General features: G+C 72.6%; 16 protein-coding genes. 10 read left to right on the top strand and 6 right to left on the bottom strand.

What is annotated here, in order from left to right; translation table 11 throughout:
* Positions 1–106: 106 nt before the first annotated feature.
* The gene (locus tag ABZ078_RS18100) at positions 107–1,867 is read right to left on the bottom strand and encodes a fatty acyl-AMP ligase (RefSeq protein ID WP_356576323.1); all 1,761 of its coding nucleotides are present in this window, start codon (positions 1,865–1,867) and stop codon (positions 107–109) included.
* 370 nt (positions 1,868–2,237) lie between these two features.
* Positions 2,238–2,474, bottom strand: a complete 237-nt coding sequence (locus ABZ078_RS18095; protein WP_356576321.1) for a hypothetical protein — start codon at positions 2,472–2,474, stop codon at positions 2,238–2,240.
* Positions 2,475–2,829: 355 nt separating this feature from the next.
* Between ABZ078_RS18095 and ABZ078_RS18090 the strand changes: the two genes are divergently transcribed.
* Genes ABZ078_RS18090 through ABZ078_RS18065 form a run of 6 tightly spaced genes read left to right on the top strand, consistent with a single transcriptional unit; the run spans position 2,830 to position 8,193 of the window.
* Positions 2,830–4,290, top strand: coding sequence for an ATP-binding protein (locus ABZ078_RS18090; RefSeq protein WP_356576319.1), 1,461 nt, complete (start codon positions 2,830–2,832; stop codon positions 4,288–4,290).
* Entirely contained in the window at positions 4,287–4,709 is a 423-nt protein-coding gene (locus tag ABZ078_RS18085) for a roadblock/LC7 domain-containing protein (protein WP_356576317.1), read from the top strand. The genes ABZ078_RS18090 and ABZ078_RS18085 overlap by 4 nt, the downstream gene beginning before the upstream one ends.
* Complete coding sequence (locus ABZ078_RS18080) at positions 4,706–5,068, top strand: DUF742 domain-containing protein (RefSeq protein ID WP_356576315.1); 363 nt, start codon at positions 4,706–4,708, stop codon at positions 5,066–5,068. The genes ABZ078_RS18085 and ABZ078_RS18080 overlap by 4 nt, the downstream gene beginning before the upstream one ends.
* Positions 5,040–5,684, top strand: a complete 645-nt coding sequence (locus ABZ078_RS18075) for an ATP/GTP-binding protein (RefSeq protein ID WP_356576313.1) — start codon at positions 5,040–5,042, stop codon at positions 5,682–5,684. Before ABZ078_RS18080 ends, ABZ078_RS18075 begins: the two co-directional genes overlap by 29 nt.
* Positions 5,685–5,689: 5 nt before the next feature.
* Positions 5,690–6,961 (top strand): cytochrome P450, encoded by a 1,272-nt coding sequence (locus ABZ078_RS18070; protein ID WP_356576311.1) that lies wholly within the window; start codon positions 5,690–5,692, stop codon positions 6,959–6,961.
* Positions 6,958–8,193, top strand: coding sequence for a cytochrome P450 (locus tag ABZ078_RS18065; RefSeq protein ID WP_356576309.1), 1,236 nt, complete (start codon positions 6,958–6,960; stop codon positions 8,191–8,193). The genes ABZ078_RS18070 and ABZ078_RS18065 overlap by 4 nt, the downstream gene beginning before the upstream one ends.
* Before the next feature lie 124 nt (positions 8,194–8,317).
* On the opposite strand, the gene ABZ078_RS18060 is transcribed toward ABZ078_RS18065, so the two are convergent.
* The gene (locus ABZ078_RS18060) at positions 8,318–9,850 is read right to left on the bottom strand and encodes a helix-turn-helix domain-containing protein (RefSeq protein ID WP_356576428.1); all 1,533 of its coding nucleotides are present in this window, start codon (positions 9,848–9,850) and stop codon (positions 8,318–8,320) included.
* Between the two features lie 232 nt (positions 9,851–10,082).
* Here ABZ078_RS18060 and ABZ078_RS18055 point away from each other — a divergent pair, with 232 nt between their 5' ends.
* From ABZ078_RS18055 to ABZ078_RS18045, 3 genes are all read left to right on the top strand, one after another.
* The gene (locus ABZ078_RS18055) at positions 10,083–10,703 is read left to right on the top strand and encodes an L-threonylcarbamoyladenylate synthase (RefSeq protein WP_356576307.1); all 621 of its coding nucleotides are present in this window, start codon (positions 10,083–10,085) and stop codon (positions 10,701–10,703) included.
* A 121-nt stretch (positions 10,704–10,824) separates the two neighbouring features.
* Complete coding sequence (locus ABZ078_RS18050) at positions 10,825–11,580, top strand: dienelactone hydrolase family protein (protein ID WP_356576304.1); 756 nt, start codon at positions 10,825–10,827, stop codon at positions 11,578–11,580.
* A gap of 92 nt (positions 11,581–11,672) precedes the next feature.
* Positions 11,673–12,470 (top strand): DUF899 domain-containing protein, encoded by a 798-nt coding sequence (locus ABZ078_RS18045; RefSeq protein ID WP_356576302.1) that lies wholly within the window; start codon positions 11,673–11,675, stop codon positions 12,468–12,470.
* A 74-nt stretch (positions 12,471–12,544) separates the two neighbouring features.
* On the opposite strand, the gene ABZ078_RS18040 is transcribed toward ABZ078_RS18045, so the two are convergent.
* The 3 genes from ABZ078_RS18040 to ABZ078_RS18030 all read right to left on the bottom strand — a co-directional run bounded on the left by ABZ078_RS18040 (position 12,545) and on the right by ABZ078_RS18030 (position 15,369).
* Complete coding sequence (locus ABZ078_RS18040) at positions 12,545–13,039, bottom strand: universal stress protein (RefSeq protein WP_356576300.1); 495 nt, start codon at positions 13,037–13,039, stop codon at positions 12,545–12,547.
* Between the two features lie 76 nt (positions 13,040–13,115).
* A complete protein-coding gene (locus ABZ078_RS18035) occupies positions 13,116–14,372 on the bottom strand; it encodes an SLC13 family permease (protein WP_356576427.1) in 1,257 nt (418 codons plus the stop codon).
* A gap of 109 nt (positions 14,373–14,481) precedes the next feature.
* Positions 14,482–15,369 carry an arginase family protein gene (locus tag ABZ078_RS18030; protein ID WP_356576298.1) on the bottom strand — a complete coding sequence of 296 codons (888 nt, stop codon included), beginning with the start codon at positions 15,367–15,369 and terminating at the stop codon, positions 14,482–14,484.
* A 168-nt stretch (positions 15,370–15,537) separates the two neighbouring features.
* Between ABZ078_RS18030 and ABZ078_RS18025 the strand changes: the two genes are divergently transcribed.
* Complete coding sequence (locus ABZ078_RS18025) at positions 15,538–17,040, top strand: metallophosphoesterase (protein WP_356576296.1); 1,503 nt, start codon at positions 15,538–15,540, stop codon at positions 17,038–17,040.
* The last annotated feature ends 16 nt before the right edge of the window (positions 17,041–17,056 follow it).

Genomic DNA, 17,056 nt, shown 5'->3' with positions numbered 1-17,056 from the left:
GGCAAGGGCTGTGGCCCGTACGACCTCATAGGGCTCGCCTGGTGGTACGGCCGCCGCGGCCGTCGTACGGCGGATGGGCCGGCCTCCGGCGGTGGACCGGGCGGTGTCAGCTCAGGGCGGACGCGTCGATCACGGCGAGGGTGCCGTCCAGGTAGGCCGCCCTGGAGGCGTGGCGCTGGATCTTGCCACTCGACGTCTTGGGGATGGTGCCCGGCCGGACCAGGACGACGTCCCGTACCGACAGGCCATGGGCGTCGCCGATCGCGCTGCGGACGACGTCGGTGATCTTCTCCGTCTCGCCCGCCATGTCCGGGGCTATCTCGGCGACGACGACGGCCTGTTCGCCGTCCACTCCCCCACCTCCCCCGCCTCCCCCGTCCCCTCGGTTCCCTCCGTCGACCGAGAAGGCGGCGGTGCAGCCGGGCCGCAGGGCCGGGTGGGCCATCTCGGCGGTCATTTCCAGGTCCTGCGGGTAGTGGTTGCGTCCGTCGACGACGATGAGGTCCTTGAGGCGTCCCGTGACGAACAGTTCGCCGTCGCGGAGGAATCCGAGGTCGCCGGTGCGCAGGAAGCGGCCCTCGTGGCCGGTCAGGGCGGCGCGGAAGGTCTGGCGGGTGGCGAGGGCGTTGCGCCAGTAGCCCTTGGCGACGCTCGCGCCGCGCACCCAGATCTCGCCGACCTCGCCCTCGGGCAGTTCCTCGTGCCGCTCGGGGTCGGCGATGGCGACGGTGATGTCGGGGCCGGGGCGGCCGGAGCTGACGGCCTCCGCGTCGGTCTGCCCGGCGTGCGGGCCGGTCTGCGGGGCCCGGAGCAGGGTGGGCGGGGTGTGGACCGTGCCGCCGGTGACCATCAAGGTGGCCTCGGCCAGGCCGTAGCAGGGGTAGAGGGCCTCGCGGCGGAAGCCGGCCGGGGCGAAGGTGGCGGTGAAGCGCCGCAGGGTGGCGGCGCGTACGGGTTCGGCGCCGTTGAAGGCGACCTTCCAGCCGCTGAGGTCCAGGCCGTCGAGGAGTTCGGGGCGGGCGTGCTTGAGGCAGAGTTCGTAGGCGAAGTTGGGGCCGCCGCTCGTGTGCGGGCGGTAGCGGCTGATCGCGGTGAGCCAGCGCCGGGGCTGTTGCAGGAAGTGCAGGGGTGAGAAGAGGGTGGCGGTCACGCCGAGGTGGAACGTGTTGAGGACAGGGCCTATGAGGCCCATGTCGTGGTACACGGGCAGCCAGCTGACGAACATCTCGTGGTCGTGCTCCGCGATGGCGTCCGGTGTGTGACCCATGCGCTCGGTGATGACCCGCTCGTTGTCCAGCAGGTTCCCGTGGGTGACCATCACGCCGCGCGGGGCGGAGGTGGAACCGGAGGTGTACTGGAGGAAGGCGACCGAGTCGGGGGGGAGGCCGGGCTCGCGCCAGGAGGCGGCCGCCTCGTCGGGGATGTCCTCGGTGGCGACGCGGGTGACGTCGGCCGGCTCGGGCAGGTGCTCGGCCACGCCGGCCAGCGTCGTGATCACCTCGCGGCCGCCCAGGATCACCTTGGCGTCGGCGTCGGCGATGAGCCGCTTCATCCGGGTCAGGGCGCGGTGGTCGTCCGCGCGGCCCCGGGGTGGGACGCCCGGTACGGCCACGACACCGGCCGCGAGGCAGCCGAGGTAGGCGCAGATGAACTCCAGGCCGGGCGGGTACAGCAGCATCGCGCGGGCGCCGGCCAGGCCACGCTCCTGGAGCCAGGCCGCGACGGCCCGGGAGCGGTCGGCGAGCCGACCGTAGGAGATCTCCTGGATCTCGCCGTCGCAGTCGCCGGTGACGAGGAACCGGTAGGCGGTTCGGTCGGGGTGGTGCGAGGCGTGCGCGGTCAGCAGGTCGACCAGGGAACGAACCATAGTGCGAGTCTCACCTGTCTGGATCGGTGGGCCAGGAACTGGAGTTCGAGGGCTGCGTGTGGACAACGCGCAGACGCCCCGGTCGACCCGGCCCCCTTGCCGGACCTTCCGTCTCGACGACCCGCCGAGGAGCCGGGGCGCTGGTCCGCCCGCTCCTCGTACCCCCCGTTCAACTTGCTACCGGCGAGTAGCAGCCTAGCAAGTCCGTTCGGCCCGATGGGGCCGAACGAAAGTAAACACCATGCACCCCAAGGGTGGTTGACGAAGTGACGATGGCGATCCCGCGCAGACGGTCCGCCACCGCTCCCGGACAGGCGAAAGCCCGGACACCTCGGCCTGCTCGGTGTCCGGGCGGGGCGGGCCGGCTCGGTCAGCCGCCGTTCAGCCGCGCACGCAGGAGTGACTTGCCCAGTTCGGCACCCTTGCGACTGTCCGCCTGGGCCTTGCGGAACAGGTCGGCCACCTCGGCGTCCTTCTCGCGTTCCGCGTCCTCGATGTAGGTCTCCAACCGCAGCGCGTTGCTCAGGCACGCCTCTACGTACCAGATCAGGTTGTAGTCCTTGTCCTGCGTACCGGTCACGCCACCGGTCTCCGTGCCGCTGGTCATTCGGACCTCCTCCGGCTTTCTCGTTCCTGGACCCGCCGAGTACCCGCCGTCCGGACGGACACACCGCACGGAGGCAGTCATTCCCGCGCATTCGCCCGACGTCAGGGGCATATTTCCAGGGCCATGACAAAGCGGCCGCCAGAAGACGGGCAACTGCGCCAACTCCCCCTCGCCATAAGGCATCTCCGACAGTCGACGCAGAAGTGAGCAGAGCCCCGTCACTTTCGAAGCGAAGTGCTCATCGACCGTGCGAGACCGGTCGATGACGGTGTGTACTGTGCTGAGCGCCTCGCCCCACGGCCCCGGAACGTGCCCTGCCCGACCGCTCCCGAACCGACCCCTGGGAACCGACTCGATGATCGAAACACCGGACCTGGTGACCGGCGGGCTCGCCGTCGGCACGCTGTCCGCGCTCGCCCTGGGCGGCGGGCTGGTGCGCACGCGCCGCCAACAGGCCCGGCAGCGGACCGAGATCGCCACGCTGCGTCGGCAACTCGACGGCGTACTGCAGGCGTTCGCGGCCGAGGTCGAGCATCTGGCGGCGCGCCGCCTTCCGGCCGCCGCCAGACAGCTGGCCCATCCCCATGTCACCGTCCCGGGTCCGCTCGACCCGCGGACCACGGGAACACCGCTGGGCCTCGCGCTGGAGCACGTGCTGAGCGGGCTGCGCACCGAGCTGGCCGCGCAGCACACCCGGATCGACGCCGCCGCGCAGGCGGGCATGCGGGGGACGACACGCGAGATCCAGGCGGCCCTGTACCGGCTCCAGGACGCGTTACGTGTGCTGCAACAGACGTACGACGACCCCGAGTTGACGCAGACCCTGTTCGAACTGGACCACGAGAACGAGCAGTCGTTGCGGCGCGCGCAGGTCACCGCCGTGGTGTGCGGGGCCTGGGTCGGGCTCGCCCGCGAGGAGTCGCACCTGGTGGACGCGGTGACCGGTGGCCAGGCCCGGCTCGCGGGCTACCACCGGGTCCGGGTCCACAACCACCTGGCGGCGGGGACCGCCCTGGTCTCCCACGCCGTGGAACCGGTCGCGATCATCGTCGCGGAGCTCCTCGACAACGCCCTGCGGCACTCCGCTCCGGACACGGATGTCGTGGTCAACCTGGAGCACGTCCATCACGGCGTCTGCGTCACGGTCGACGACGCGGGCCTCGGCATGACACAGGAGGAACGCGCCCGCGCCCAGCGGCTGGTGGCCGGGTCCGAGCCGATCCTCCTCACCGAGCTGGGCGATCCGCCGCGCATGGGACTCGCCGCGATCGGACAGCTGACCCGGCAGTTCGACCTGAGCGTGGACGTGTCGTCGCCGTCGCCGTACGGCGGGGTGCGGGCGGTGCTGCGGGTCGACAGCCACCTGCTCAGCCGGATCGACCCCGACGAGCGACCGCCTGCCGCGAGCGCGCCGCGCTCCACGCGCAAGGCGTCCGCCGCCGCGCACGGATACGGGGCCGAGCATGACGTCGACGCCTCCGGCGCCGCAGCCGGGTACCACGCGCCGCGCGAGGCCGGCGGGCTGCCGCAACGCCGGCGCCGCACCCGGGTGACCGCCGCCTCCACTGACGCGCCCGCCCCACGGCCCGCGGAACGCCGCCCCGAGCAGGCCGCCGCCGCGCTCGGCGCACTGCAGGCCGGTACGTCCGCGGCCCGGGCGGCGGCCGGCGAGCGCACCGGCGACGCCTCGCCGGCCGTACCGGAAGCCGCCCGGGCGGCTCGGCGGCATGCCGAAGCCGACACCCATACCCACACCCACACCCTCACCGACACCGATCAGACCGACCATGCACACGAAGGGGGAACGGCTCGATGACCAGCCGCGACGCGGGAGACACGGCATGGGTGCTCGAACCGATCCTGCAGGTGCCGCACGTGGTGGCCGCCGTACTGCTCACGCGGGACGGACTGGTGACCGGGTACACCGACGCGCTCAGCCGGCCCTCGGCCGAGCGGGTGGCCGCGATCACCAGCACCGTGCAGGGGGCGTGCCGTACCGCGGCGGCCGCGTTCGCCGATCGGGAGCGGGCCGAGGTGCGGCAGGTCGTCATCGAGTCGGACCACGGGTATGTGCTGATCGTGCCGACGGACCACGGCACGTGCGTGGCCGCGTACGGGGACGCGGAGGTGCGGCTGGACCTGCTCGCGCACCGGGTCCACTCGCAGGTGGCCCGGATGGGCGAGAAGGCGATGGCGGCCGCGCCCCGAGGTGCCGAGGACGGCGCGTCGGCATGACCGGCCGCCGTGGCGGCCGCCCGCTGGTTCCCGCGTACGTGTCGACCGGGGGTGTGGCCCGGCCCAGCCGGCCCCACCTGGAGCGGCTGTCGCTGCTCGTGGGCACCCGCACCCCCGCCCCCGCCGGTCTGCCCGCCGCCCAGCTCGCCCTGCTGGACGCCCTGGCCGACGGCTCGCTGACGGTGGTGGAGGCCGCGGCGCTGCTGCGGTTGCCGGTGTCCGCCGTGCGCGTCCTCGCGGCCGACCTCATCGACCGGGACCTGGTGCTGGCCCGTGCGCCGATCCCGCCCGCCGCACGCTTCGACCCCGACCTGCTGAAGAGAGTGGCCGATGGCCTTCGCGCCCTCAAGCACACCTAGCGACACCCGCGCCCGCGACACAGCGGGCCCACGTACGGACGTCCATCTGCCCGGCACCGCCCGCGACCTGGTGAAGATCCTGGTCACCGGCCCCTTCGGGGTGGGCAAGACGACGCTGATCGACTCGGTCTCCGAGATCCGGCCCCTGCACACCGAGGAACCGCTCAGCGAGGCGTCCGCGCGGGTGGACGACCTCGCCGGGGTGCGGGACAAGGCGACGACCACCGTCGCCGTCGACTTCGGGCGGATCAGCCTGCCGGGCGGGGTCGTGCTCTATCTGTTCGGCACTCCCGGGCAGGAGCGGTTCCGGCCCCTGTGGGACGACATCGCCTACGGGGCACTGGGCGCCCTCGTCCTGGTCGACAGCCGCCGCATCGACGCGTCGTTCGACGTGCTGGGGCTGGTGGAGGAGACGGGGCTGCCGTACGCCGTCGCCTTCAACGCGTTCCCGGACGCGCCCCGGCAGCACACCGGGGAGCAGTTGCGCGCCGCCCTGGACCTGGAGGCGGGCACGCCGATGGTGACGTGTGACGCGCGGGACGCCGACTCGTCCGTCGACGCGCTGCTCGCGCTGGTCCAGCATCTGATCGACCGTCACGTCCCGGAGGGCCGGTGACCCGGATGACCACCCACTCCCCCGACCGGCATGCCTTCTCCCGCTCGGCGCCCGTGCGGCTGTGGGAGGACGGTTTCGCGCTGGACCCGTCTCGCTACTACGACGCCCTGCGCGCCCAGGGCCCGGTCGGCTGGGCGGAGTTGGCGCCGGGCGTGCCGGCGTATGTCGTCACCGACCGGCGGGCGGCGCTGGATCTGCTGCGCGACACGGACACGTTCTCCCACGACCCGCGGCCGTGGGAGGCCACGGTCGCCGACGACTCGCCGGTCCTGGGCATGATGCGCTGGCGGCCCAACACGCTGTTCGCCGACGGCGCGGCCCATGTCCGGTACCGCACCTCTCTGATCGACACCTTCGATCGGATCGAGCCGCACGATCTGCGGGCGCGGGTGCATCGCGCGGTGCGGGTGCTGGTGGGCCGGATCGGGCCGAAGGGCGAGGCCGATCTGGTGGGCGGGTTCGCGCGGCCGCTGATGGCGCTGGTGTTCAACAGCCTCTTCGGGCTGCCGGACAGCCAGAGCGACCGGCTCGACGTGGCGCTCGGCAAGATGATGGAGGGCGGCGCCGAAGCGGCCGAGGGCGAGGCGGAGTTCGGCGGGTACGTGCTGGAGCTGATCGCCGCCAAGTCCCGGCAGCGGGGCGAGGACCTGCCGAGCTGGCTGCTGGACCACCCCGCCCGGCTCACCCCGGAGGAGGTCACCTGGCAGGTGTTCCTCACCCTCGGCGCCGGGCACGAGCCGACGGCCAACCTGGTGTCGAACGCGCTGTCGCGGATCCTCGGCAACCCGGCGTACTACTCGACCCTGACCAGCGGGGCCCGCCCCGTGATGGACGCGGTGGTGGAGGTGCTCCACCACGAGACGCCGCTGGCCAACTACGGCATCCACTACGCGCGCAGGCCCGTGTCCTTCCACGGCGCGTGGATCCGGGCCGCGGTGCCGGTGGTCGTCTCCTACGGTGCGCTGGCACTCCCCCATGGCCCGAAAGGCATGGGAGGTGCTCCCATCGCCGCACGGGAGGTCACCGGCGGCCGCCATCCCAAGGACGCCTCGCACCTGTCCTGGTCGGCGGGCCCGCACGCCTGCCCGGTCCGACAGCACACGCTGCTCATCGCCACCGAGGCGATCGAGCGGCTCACCCAGTGGCTGCCCGACCTGGAACCGGTCGTGCCGCGCGAGCGCCTGACCTGGCGGCCGGGGCCCTTCCACCGCTCGCTGACCGCCCTGCCCGTCCGGTTCAGTCCTCGCTCCCCCGACCAGCCAGGAGTCCCCTCGTGACCGTGACCGATCGCATCGACCGCATCGCGTTGGACCCGTTCGGCGCCGACATCCCCGGCGAGAGCGCCCGGCTGCGCGCCCTCGGCCCGATCGTGCCCGTGGAACTGCCCGGCGGCATCCCCGCGTGGGCGCCCACCGGCTACGACACCCTGAAGGAGCTCATTCTCGACCCGCGAGTCAGCAAGGACCCCCGGCTGCACTGGCGGCTGTGGCCCGAGATCGGCGCGCACCCTTCCTGGGGCTGGATCCTGGGCTGGGTCGGTGTGGTCAACATGCTCTCCGCGTACGGCGCCGACCACGGACGGCTGCGCAAGCTGGTCGCGCCGAGTTTCACCCAGCGGCGTACGGAGACGATGCGTCCGCGGGTGGAGGCCATCACCGCGGAGTTGCTCGACGCGCTCGACGCCGATGACGGCGCGGTGGTGGACCTCAGGGCCGGGTTCGCCCATCCGCTGCCGATGCAAATGATCTGCGAACTGTTCGGGGTACCGGAGGAGTCGCGGGAGGCCACCGGGACGCTCGTCGCGGCCATCATGGACACCTCCGAGCCGGGTCCGGAGCACGCCGCGTTCGTGCAGGAGCAGATCGGTACGGTGCTGCCGGCGCTGATCGCCCACCGCGGCGAGCACCCCGGGGACGATCTGACGACCGAGCTGATCCGGGTGCGCGACGAGGACGGCGACCGGCTGAGCGACGAGGAGTTGCTGTACACGCTGCTGCTGGTGATCGGCGCCGGTTTCGAGACGACCGTCAATCTCATCGGCAACGCGGTCGTCGCCCTGCTGACCCACCCCGAGCAGCTGGCGGCCGTGCGGTCCGGGAAGATCGGCTGGGACGCGGTGATCGACGAGACGCTGCGGGTGCATCCGTCGATCGCGTCGCTGCCCCTGCGGTTCGCCGTCAGCGACATCGAGGTCGGCGACGTGACCATCGCGGCCGGGGACGCCATCCTCACGACGTACGCCGCCGCGGGGCTGGACCCCGCGCGCTACGGGTCGGACGCGGACGCCTTCGACGCCTCGCGCGGGGCGGACGACCATCTGGCGTTCGGGATCGGTGTGCACCGGTGCCTCGGCGCTCCACTGGCGCGCGTCGAGGCCCGCACGGCGTTGCCCGCCCTCTTCGACCGCTTCCCCGGCATGGACCTGGCCGTGGGGAAGGACGAGCTGCGTCAGGTGCCGTCGTTCATCGCGTTCGGCTGGCAGGAGATACCGGTGCGGTTGCGGGGCTGAAACCCGCGGGCGCGGGGACGCGACCGGTCCCCCGTTCCGGTCGTGCCCCCGCGGCGGAGTCGAACTTACGTCTACGCGGGGGGATTGGGTATCGCACCGATGCCCGCTTCACCGCCCGCGGGGCTCACTTGTGCACAAGTGAGTCCGGAAGGCCCGGTTTCGCCCCGGGCAGGGTGGGATGGTCCAGGTCGCCCGTGGCGAGATGGGCGAGGACGACCTCGTACAGATCGCTGCCGCCGGCGAGGAGTTGGCGTTCGAGGACGGGTTCCGCGCCGCGGACGTGCTCGCGGACGGTCTGGGCGTGCACGCCGAGAGCCTGCGCGGCGCGTTCGGCGTTGCCGCCTTCGGCGATCCAGGCGCGCAGGGTGCGGCGCAGGTCCCGGGTGCCGTGGTCCAGGCGGGCCAGCAGGTCCTGCGCCCAGGTGCCCATGGCGGGCCCGGAGAGCAGATCGCGCAGCGAGGCGTCGGCGGCTTCCGGGCGGTCGGGGTCGGCCGGTTCGTCCGCGCGGCTCACGTGGATGTTGAGCGCCAGATGGACCACCGCACGGGCGGTCAGGTCGGAGAAGTCCGTGCGCAGCAGGGCTTCCACGCGTTCCATGCGGGCGCGGACGGTGTTGCGGCTGACGCCGAGTACCTTGGCCGCGTTGACGGCGGTGAACTCCAGGCCCAGCCGGGTGGTGGCGAGCAGTTCGGCGCGGGTGTGGTGGGGCAGGGTGTCGAGCGGCCGCAGCAGCCGGGCCGTCCAGTGGTACAGGTCCGCCGGGTCGATGAGGCGCTCGGGGTGGGTGCGTTCGGCGTAGACCGCGGCCTTGTCCGGGCGGAAGTGCGCGACGGCCAGGGCGCTCACGGCCTGCCCGTAGGCGGTGGCGGTGCGGGCCAGGCTCTGCCGGACGCTGCCACCGAGGAAGGTGCGGGGGCGAGAGCCGATCAGCGACCGCAGTTGCCCGGCCTCGGCCTCGCCGGGCGTCACGACGATCACATGCCGGTCGATCGCCGGGCAGCGCACGACCAGGGCCCGCTCGCCCGTGGCCTCGATGCATTCCTCGGCGAGCCGGTCGCGCTCCTCGGCGGTGCCCTCGACCACGTAGACGCAGGCGGTCTCCGTGTCGAGCAGGCCGGGCCACAGTCCCGCGGCGACGCGGCGGGCGGAGACGGTGTCCTCGACCATCAGTAACTGCAGGATGGCCAGGCGCAGATCGGACGTGGCCCGCTCCAGCCGGCGTCCGGCGGCGGTCGTCTCGCCCGCCTCAAGCAGGAGCTCGATGACCTGGACGGTGTGCGTGACCATGTCGGCGGCGCGGCGGTCGAACGGTGTCTCCCGCGACACGGCGAGAACGCCCGCGGACGCCGAGTTCGGATACGCCACCCTGACCAGGCGCAGATGACGGCCCTGCCCCTCCCAGGCGGCGGAGGCGATGCGGCCGGCGGCGATGTCCGCGACGAGGTTGTGGTCCAGGGGCGGCCGCGTGCCGGCGAGGAGCGTGCCGGTGTCGTCCTGGAGTGCGGCGGTTCCCTGTACGGCGTCCGCGAGCCAGGCGACGATCCGGCGGACGTCGCGCCCGGTCGGCCGCAGGTGATCCAGCAACTGCTCCGCCCACGCCGGGGCGTCGGCGCTGCTCACCCCCGGCTGACGGATTCCGTCCTCTCTGCCATCCACGTCGGCCTTCTCCTCGTCCTGCACCTCATCCACGGCATACCGGTCGGGACGTTACCTCACGCGTGCGCGGTGGTATGCGGGCGTCCGCGTGGGAGAACGGGTTTCCCAGGACCGGGGGGCTCATCCCCCGTCCGGGGCGTCGAATCCGTGGCGTGCACGGGCGGCCGCGTTCCCCGGGCGTTCCTTCCCGGGCTTGCGTTGCCGTCCGTCCTCCAGGGCATAGGCTCGGCGGATGGCGAAGTACTTCGACGTGCACCCCGACAACCCTCAGCCGCGCACCATCTCCCAGGTCGCCGAGAGCGTCCGCTCCGGTGCGCTCATCGCGTATCCGACGGACTCCTGCTATGCGCTGGGCTGCCGACTGGGCAGCCGTGACGGCATCGAGCGGATCCGGACGATCCGCCGCCTGGACGACCGGCACCATTTCACCCTCGTCTGCCAGGACTTCGCGCAGCTCGGCCAGTTCGTGCGGGTCGACAACGACGTGTTCCGGATGATCAAGGCGTCGACGCCCGGCAGCTACACGTTCATCCTGCCCGCCACGAAGGAGGTGCCGCGCATGCTCCAGCACCCGAAGAAGAAGACGGTCGGCGTACGCATCCCCGACCACGGCGTCACCCAGGCGCTGCTCGCCGAGCTCGGGGAGCCGCTGCTGTCCAGCACGCTGCTGCTGCCGGACGAGGACGAGCCGATGACGCAGGGCTGGGAGATCAAGGACCGGCTCGACCATGTGCTGGACGCGGTGGTCGACTCCGGGGACTGCGGCACCGAGCCGACGACGGTGATCGACTTCTCCGGCGGCGAGGCCGAGATCGTGCGCAAGGGGGCGGGTGACACGTCCCGGTTCGAGTGAGAAAGGGCCGTGGTGGGGGTGGCCGAGGCGCCCACAGGTGTGCATGTCACGATGACCGTGAACCGGCCCCTCCCACGGGCCGTTCCCGCCGACGCCCCACGCAGAGAGGCAGGTCCCAGCCATGACCGCCGTACAGGGAACCTCCGTCGACATCCCCACCGAGGACGGCACCGCCGACGCCTATCTGGCCCGTCCCGTGGACGGGGAGCCCCGCCCGGGGGTCCTCCTCTACATGGACGCCTTCGGTCTGCGGCCCCGTCTCCAGGCGATGGCGGACCGGTTGGCCGAGGCCGGGTACACGGTGCTGGTACCCAATGTGTTCTACCGTCACGGGCGTGCTCCGGTGGTCGAGTTGCCCGAGTTCATCGACCCCGCGGCCCGGCCGGAGATCTTCCAGAGCATCATGCCGATCATGCGGGCGCTGACGACCGAGCGGGCGATGCGCGACGCCGGTGCCTATCTGCGGTGGCTGGCCGACTGCCCCGTGGCGGCCGACGGCCCGGTCGCGCTGACCGGCTACTGCATGGGCGCACGGCTGTCCCTGCTCACCGCGGGCACCTACCCGGAGCGGGTCGCGGCGGCGGCCGGGTTCCACGGCGGCCGGCTCGCGACCGAGTCGCCGGACAGCCCGCACCTGGTCGCCGGGAACGTCACCGCCGAGCTGTACTTCGGCCATGCGGACCAGGACCCGTCCCTGCCCGTCGAGCAGATCGAGCGTCTTGAGGCCGCGCTCACCGAGGCGGGGGTCCGGCACCGCTGCGAGGTCTACCCGGGTGCGGGGCACGGGTTCACGCAGGCCGACACCTCCTCGTACGACGCCGAGGCGGACGAAAGGCACTGGGCGGCGCTGCTCGATCTGCTGAAGCGGACGTTCTGAGGCTGTCGTCCGAGCATCTCGGCACGGTGTGCGGCACGGGTGGGGCGGGGGCAAGCTGAAGGAGTGCCTGCCTCGACCAGGGGAGATCCGAGATGACGTCGATGGCGAACCTGCCGGATGTGGTGTCGCGCGAGGAGTGGCTCGCCGCCCGCAAGGAGCTGCTGGCCAAGGAGAAGGAGCTCACGCGCGCGCGTGACCGGGTCAACGCCGAGCGGCGGCGGCTGCCCATGGTCCGCGTCGACAAGCCGTACGCCTTCGAGGGCCCGGACGGGACGGTGAGCCTGCTCGACCTGTTCGAGGGGCGCCCCCAGCTCGTCATGCACCACTTCATGTGGACGTACGACATCGACGCCGACGGCGTCGAGCATCCCCGTGACACCGGCTGCCCCAGCTGTTCCTCCGCGGCCGACTGGATCGGCGCGCTGCGACAGCTCCACGTCCGCAACACGACGCTGGTGGCGGTGAGCCGGGCGCCGTACGCGAAGATCGCCGCGTACCGCGCGCGGATGGGGTGGGCCTTCCCGTGGTACTCGTCGGCGGGCAGCGACTTCAACTACGACTTCCACGCGACCGTCGACGAGCGGGTCGCGCCGGTGCAGGTCTTCCATCGCACGGAGGCCGAGCTCGCCGAGGCCGGCATGCCGTGGTCCAAGGACCTGCGCGGCGACTGGCCGGGCATCAGCGCCTTCCTGCGGGTCGGGGACGAGGTGTTCCACACCTACTCGGCCTTCGGCCGTGGCATCGAACAGTTCCACTACGGCATCCCCTACCTCGACCTCACCGCGCTCGGCCGGCAGGAGGCGTGGGAGGAACCGCGAGGGCGCGCGGCGCCCCTGGGGTTGCAGGCCGGTGGTCCCGGCCTCCGGCTGCCCGACGAGTACGACGCTTGAGGCCGACGCGCGTATGACGTTCGGCGCCGGGTGTGACGTTCGGCGCCCGCGTGTCACCGCGCCCCGGCCGTGCGTCAGCGGGGGTGCGGCGGGGGCGGTGTCGTGGTGCCGGCCGGGTCCGGAGCGGGCTCCGGCCAGACCAGCAGGACCGGGCAGGGCGCGTGGTCCACGACGAACCGGCCGGCCGGGCCCAGGCTCCTGGGCCCGAGGTGGCTGCGATCACCGTCCCTGGCCACGATGAGCAGGTCGGCGCCCTCGGCGGCGTCGACGACCTCGTGTTCGACGCGGCCGGAGCGTTCCACGGGCGTGCAGGCCCTGCCGAGCCGGTGGGCCGCCTCCCCCAGCAGCCGGCGGGCGGAATCGGCGGCCAGCTCCTCCATCCGGGTGCCGGGGTCGCGCTCGGGATGGCCCCGGCCGAGCAGACCGGCGAAGGCGCCGTGCGCGGCGCCCGGGCTCTCGTGCCCGGTGACATGCAGCAGCACGATCTCCGAGCCCTCGGGGACGTGGGTGCGGGCCGCGTCCACGCAGGCGGGCCAGGTCCCCTCGACGATCCACACGATGACGGCCATACAGATCAGCCTCCGGCCTCTCGTTCCGGTCGTTCCGGCTCGGTCAGGTTCTGCTCGGGTCCTCCTCGGTGTCCGCTCAGGTTCCGATCAGGTGCAGTGCGCCCCACAGTGCCACCGTCGAGCAGGCGAGCGCGGCGGGCACCGTGTACAGGCCGAGCCGGGTGAACTCCCCCAGCTCGACGTCGGTGTCGTGTTCGTGCACGATCCTGCGCCACAGCAGCGTCGCCAGGGACCCGGCGTAGGTGAGGTTGGGGCCGATGTTGACGCCGAGGAGCACCGCCAGCACCGCGCCGGGACCGGCCGACTCGGTCAGGGGCAGCAGCACGAGCACGGCGGGCAGGTTGTTGATCACGTTCGCCAGTACGGCGGCCAGCGCCGCGATGCCCAGCAGCGCGAGCAGGCCGGTGCCGTCGGGGACGAGACGGCCGAGGGCGCCGTCCAGCCCGTTGTCGACGACCGCCCGCACCACGATGCCCAGCGCCAGGACGAAGGCGAGGAAGGGGACGGCGGTGGCGCGCACCAGGGCCGCCGGAGTGGTGCGGCGCCGGACCAGGGCGCGGACGGCCAGCACCAGCGCTCCCGCGCAGGCCGCCCACGCCGGATCGATCCCCGCCGCCGAGGTCACCAGGAACCCGGCGAGCGTGCCCGCCACGGTGACGAGGGCGAACACCGGCGGCTCAGGTGTCCCGGCGGCGGGCGGGGCCTGCGCGCCGGCGTCCAGCTCCACCGCGAAGAACCGGCGGAAGACCGCGTACTCGACGGCGATGGCGGCCAGCCACGGCAGCGCCATCAGCGCGGCGAAGCGGGTGAAGCTCAACCCGCTGGCGGCGAAGGCCAGCAGGTTGGTGAGGTTGGAGACCGGCAGCAGCAGCGAGGCGGTGTTCGACAGGTGGGTGCAGGCGTACACGTGCGGCTTGGCACGGGCACCGATCCGGGCGGCGGTGGCGAAGACCACCGGGGTCAGCAGCACGACCGTGGCGTCCAGGCTCAGCACCGCGGTGATCAGCGAGGCGACGAGGAACACCTGCCCCAGCAGCCGGCGCGGGCGCCCCGCGGCGGTGCGTGCCATCCAGGCGCCGCACGCCTGGAACAGGCCCTCGTCGTCGCACAGTTGGGCCAGCACCAGGACGGCCGCCAGGAAACCGATCACCGGGCCGAGGCGGGCGGCCTCGTCCGACGCGTGGTCCAGTGAGATCGCCCCGGTGGCGATGACCACCCCGGCGGCGGGGACGGCGAAGACCGCTTCCGGCAGCCCTCGTGGACGCACCACCGCGCAGACCAGCACCACCACGAGAAGGACGATGCAGAGCGCTTCCGCGAGGGAGCCGTTCAGGGTCGGAGCCTTTCCAGGGGGGGTGCCGGTGCGTCGGACGGTCGCCCGACCGCCTGATCATGAGGGTGACCAAAGCGTACGCAGTCACCCGTGCCGACCCCCGCGCCGGTCACCCCACCCGTACCGCCAGCCCGCGGCGCAGGCACTGGGCGAGGCGGACGGCGATCGTGCCGTCCGGGTCGAGGCGGGGGTTGAAGATCGTGACGTCGAGTCCCACGGCCCGTGTGCCGGCGAGAGCCGTGCGCAGCGCGATTTCCAGTTCCTCCCAGGTCAGCCCGCCGGGGATGCGGTAGTCGACGGCGGGCATGATCGCGTCGTCGAGGACGTCGACGTCGAGGTGCACCCAGAAGCCGGCGCTCGGGCCGGCGGTGAGCCGGTCGACCGCGCGGTGCGCTGCCGTGGCGGCGCCGGCCGCGCGTACGCCGTCGAGGTCGACGGCGTGCAGGTCGGGTGGCAGTGGCTGCATACCGGCCTCGGCGGACTCGTCGGCATCGCGGAAACCGAGGGCCACGACGTCCTCGTCCCGCAGCAGCGGGCCACGTCCCTCCAGGTCGGTGAGCGACCGGGGGCCGCGGCCGGTGGCGAGGGCGAGTTCCATCGAGGCCGCCTCGCCGTTCGGCTCCGCCGAGGGCTGGTAGAAGTCGGTGTGGCCGTCCAGGAACAGCAGGCCGTGCCGGCCGCGGCGGCGCAGGGCGAGGAGGTTGCCGAGCAGGATGCTGCAGTCCCCGCCGAGGACGACGGGAAAACGGCCGGTGTCGAGGACGTCGCCGACCGCGTCGGCCAGCCGAGCGGAGTACCGCGCGATGGCGTGCGCGTTGAGGACCCCGGTGTCGGCGTCGCGCACCGGGTCGTAGGCCGGGGGTTCGACCCGCCCGGCCCGTACCGCGTCGAGACCGGCCGTCAGGCCGGCGTCGAGCAGCGCCGTCGGCAGGTCCTGGACCCCGGAGGGCCGCAGGCCGAGTACGGACGGCGCCTCGATGATCGCGAGTTCCCGCATGTCCGGCCCTTTCCGCCGCTGCCCGCCGCCACCCGCTACCCGCCCGCACTCCATCTGTGCCACATCCGCGGGGCCGGCACCACTCGTGGCCGGGTTCGGGGAGTCGGCTCATGGGAGGCCCCGCCTCCCCCCTCTCGGCCTTCCCTAGATCATTGTTACGGTGCATCCGTGTCTGACTCCTCACGCGATACCGCCGAGGGCGCCGGCTGGGGCGCCGCCGAACTCGGCGTGTACAAGCGGCTGATGCCGCACAAGGTCGAGAAGATCTCCTGGCTCAACCCGAAGACGCTCTGGGCCGCCCGCAACGGCGTGCTGGCGTCCTGGTTCGCAGACCCCACGGGCCGTACCCGCAGCCGTTGGGTGGCGCAGCGGGCGGCCGCGGGGGCGCCCGCCGACAAGGTGATCCGACGCGACGACCCGGACCGCTTCTCCTTCCTCGTCATCGGCGACACCGGGGAGGGCGACGACTCCCAGTACGCCGTCGTGCCGGGCTTGCTGAAGGTGGGTCAGGACACGCGGTTCGCGGTGCTCGCCAGTGACGTGATCTATCCGGTCGGCAGTGCGGACGACTACGGCCCCAAGTTCTTCCGGCCGTACCAGGACTACCAGGCGCCCATCTACGCGATACCGGGCAACCACGACTGGTACGAGGACCTCGGCGCGTTCATGCGCGTCTTCTGCGACGACGCCCCACCCCTGGAGCCCGAGGCCGCGCCGCGTCCGCTCAGCAGGGCGTGGGTGCGGTCGCTGCTGTGGCACCGGCCGCGCAAGGACGACGGCCAACGGCTTCCGGAGGCACGGCGGTTGAGGTCGGCCGCCGCCCAGCGGGCCGTCCAGCCGGGGCCGTACTGGGCGATCGACGCCGGGCCGGTGCGGATCGTCGGCATCGACACGGGACTGCTCGGGACCATCGACGCCGAGCAGGGCGCATGGCTGCGCGAGGTGTCCCAGGATCCCCGGCCGAAGATCCTCGTCACCGGCCAGCCCCTGTACGTGGACGGTGAGCACCGCCCCTGCGCGATCGAGGGCGGCGGCACCGTCGACGAGATCGTGCGCGACCCGGCGCACCGCTATGTCGCGGCGATCGGCGGCGACATCCACAACTACCAGCGCTATCCCGTGCAGGTGGACGGCCGCACCATCCAGTACGTGGTCTCGGGCGGCGGCGGTGCGTTCATGCACGCCACGCACACGATCCCGCGGGTCGACGTCGCGAACGTCACCGAGAAGGACTTCCACTGCTATCCCCTGCGCGGCGACTCCCTGGCCTTCTACAGCAGGCTCTACGGGCGCCGGCTGCGCATGCGCCGCTTCTTCACCCTCACCGAGGCGGAGGCGGCGGCCGTCGTCGCCGAGCGCCTGGGCATCCCGCTGACCCGCGCCCAGGAGAAGACGGCCCGCATCACGTGGCGCACCCGCGTGGTCGCCGGTCTGCTGGGCGCCGGCCGCCGCCCCGACCGCACCGCGCGGTTCCGCCTCCCCGTGCGCAAGATCTACACCCAGCTCTTTTCACCGAGTTCGGAGACCTACAGCCCGCCGTTCTTCAAGTCCTTCCTGCGCCTGGACGTCACCCCCGAGACCGTCCGCCTGCGCTGCTACGCCGCGACCGGCAACCGCGCCCAGGAAGTCGACCCGCCGGTCGAGGACGACATCATCATCCCCCTGCGCTGACCTGCACGAGGGCCGT

This window comes from Streptomyces sp. NPDC006385 (assembly GCF_040612485.1).
Classification (GTDB): domain Bacteria; phylum Actinomycetota; class Actinomycetes; order Streptomycetales; family Streptomycetaceae; genus Streptomyces.
The sequence above is the reverse complement of the archived record's forward strand: the minus strand, read 5'-3'. Positions and strand labels throughout refer to the sequence as shown.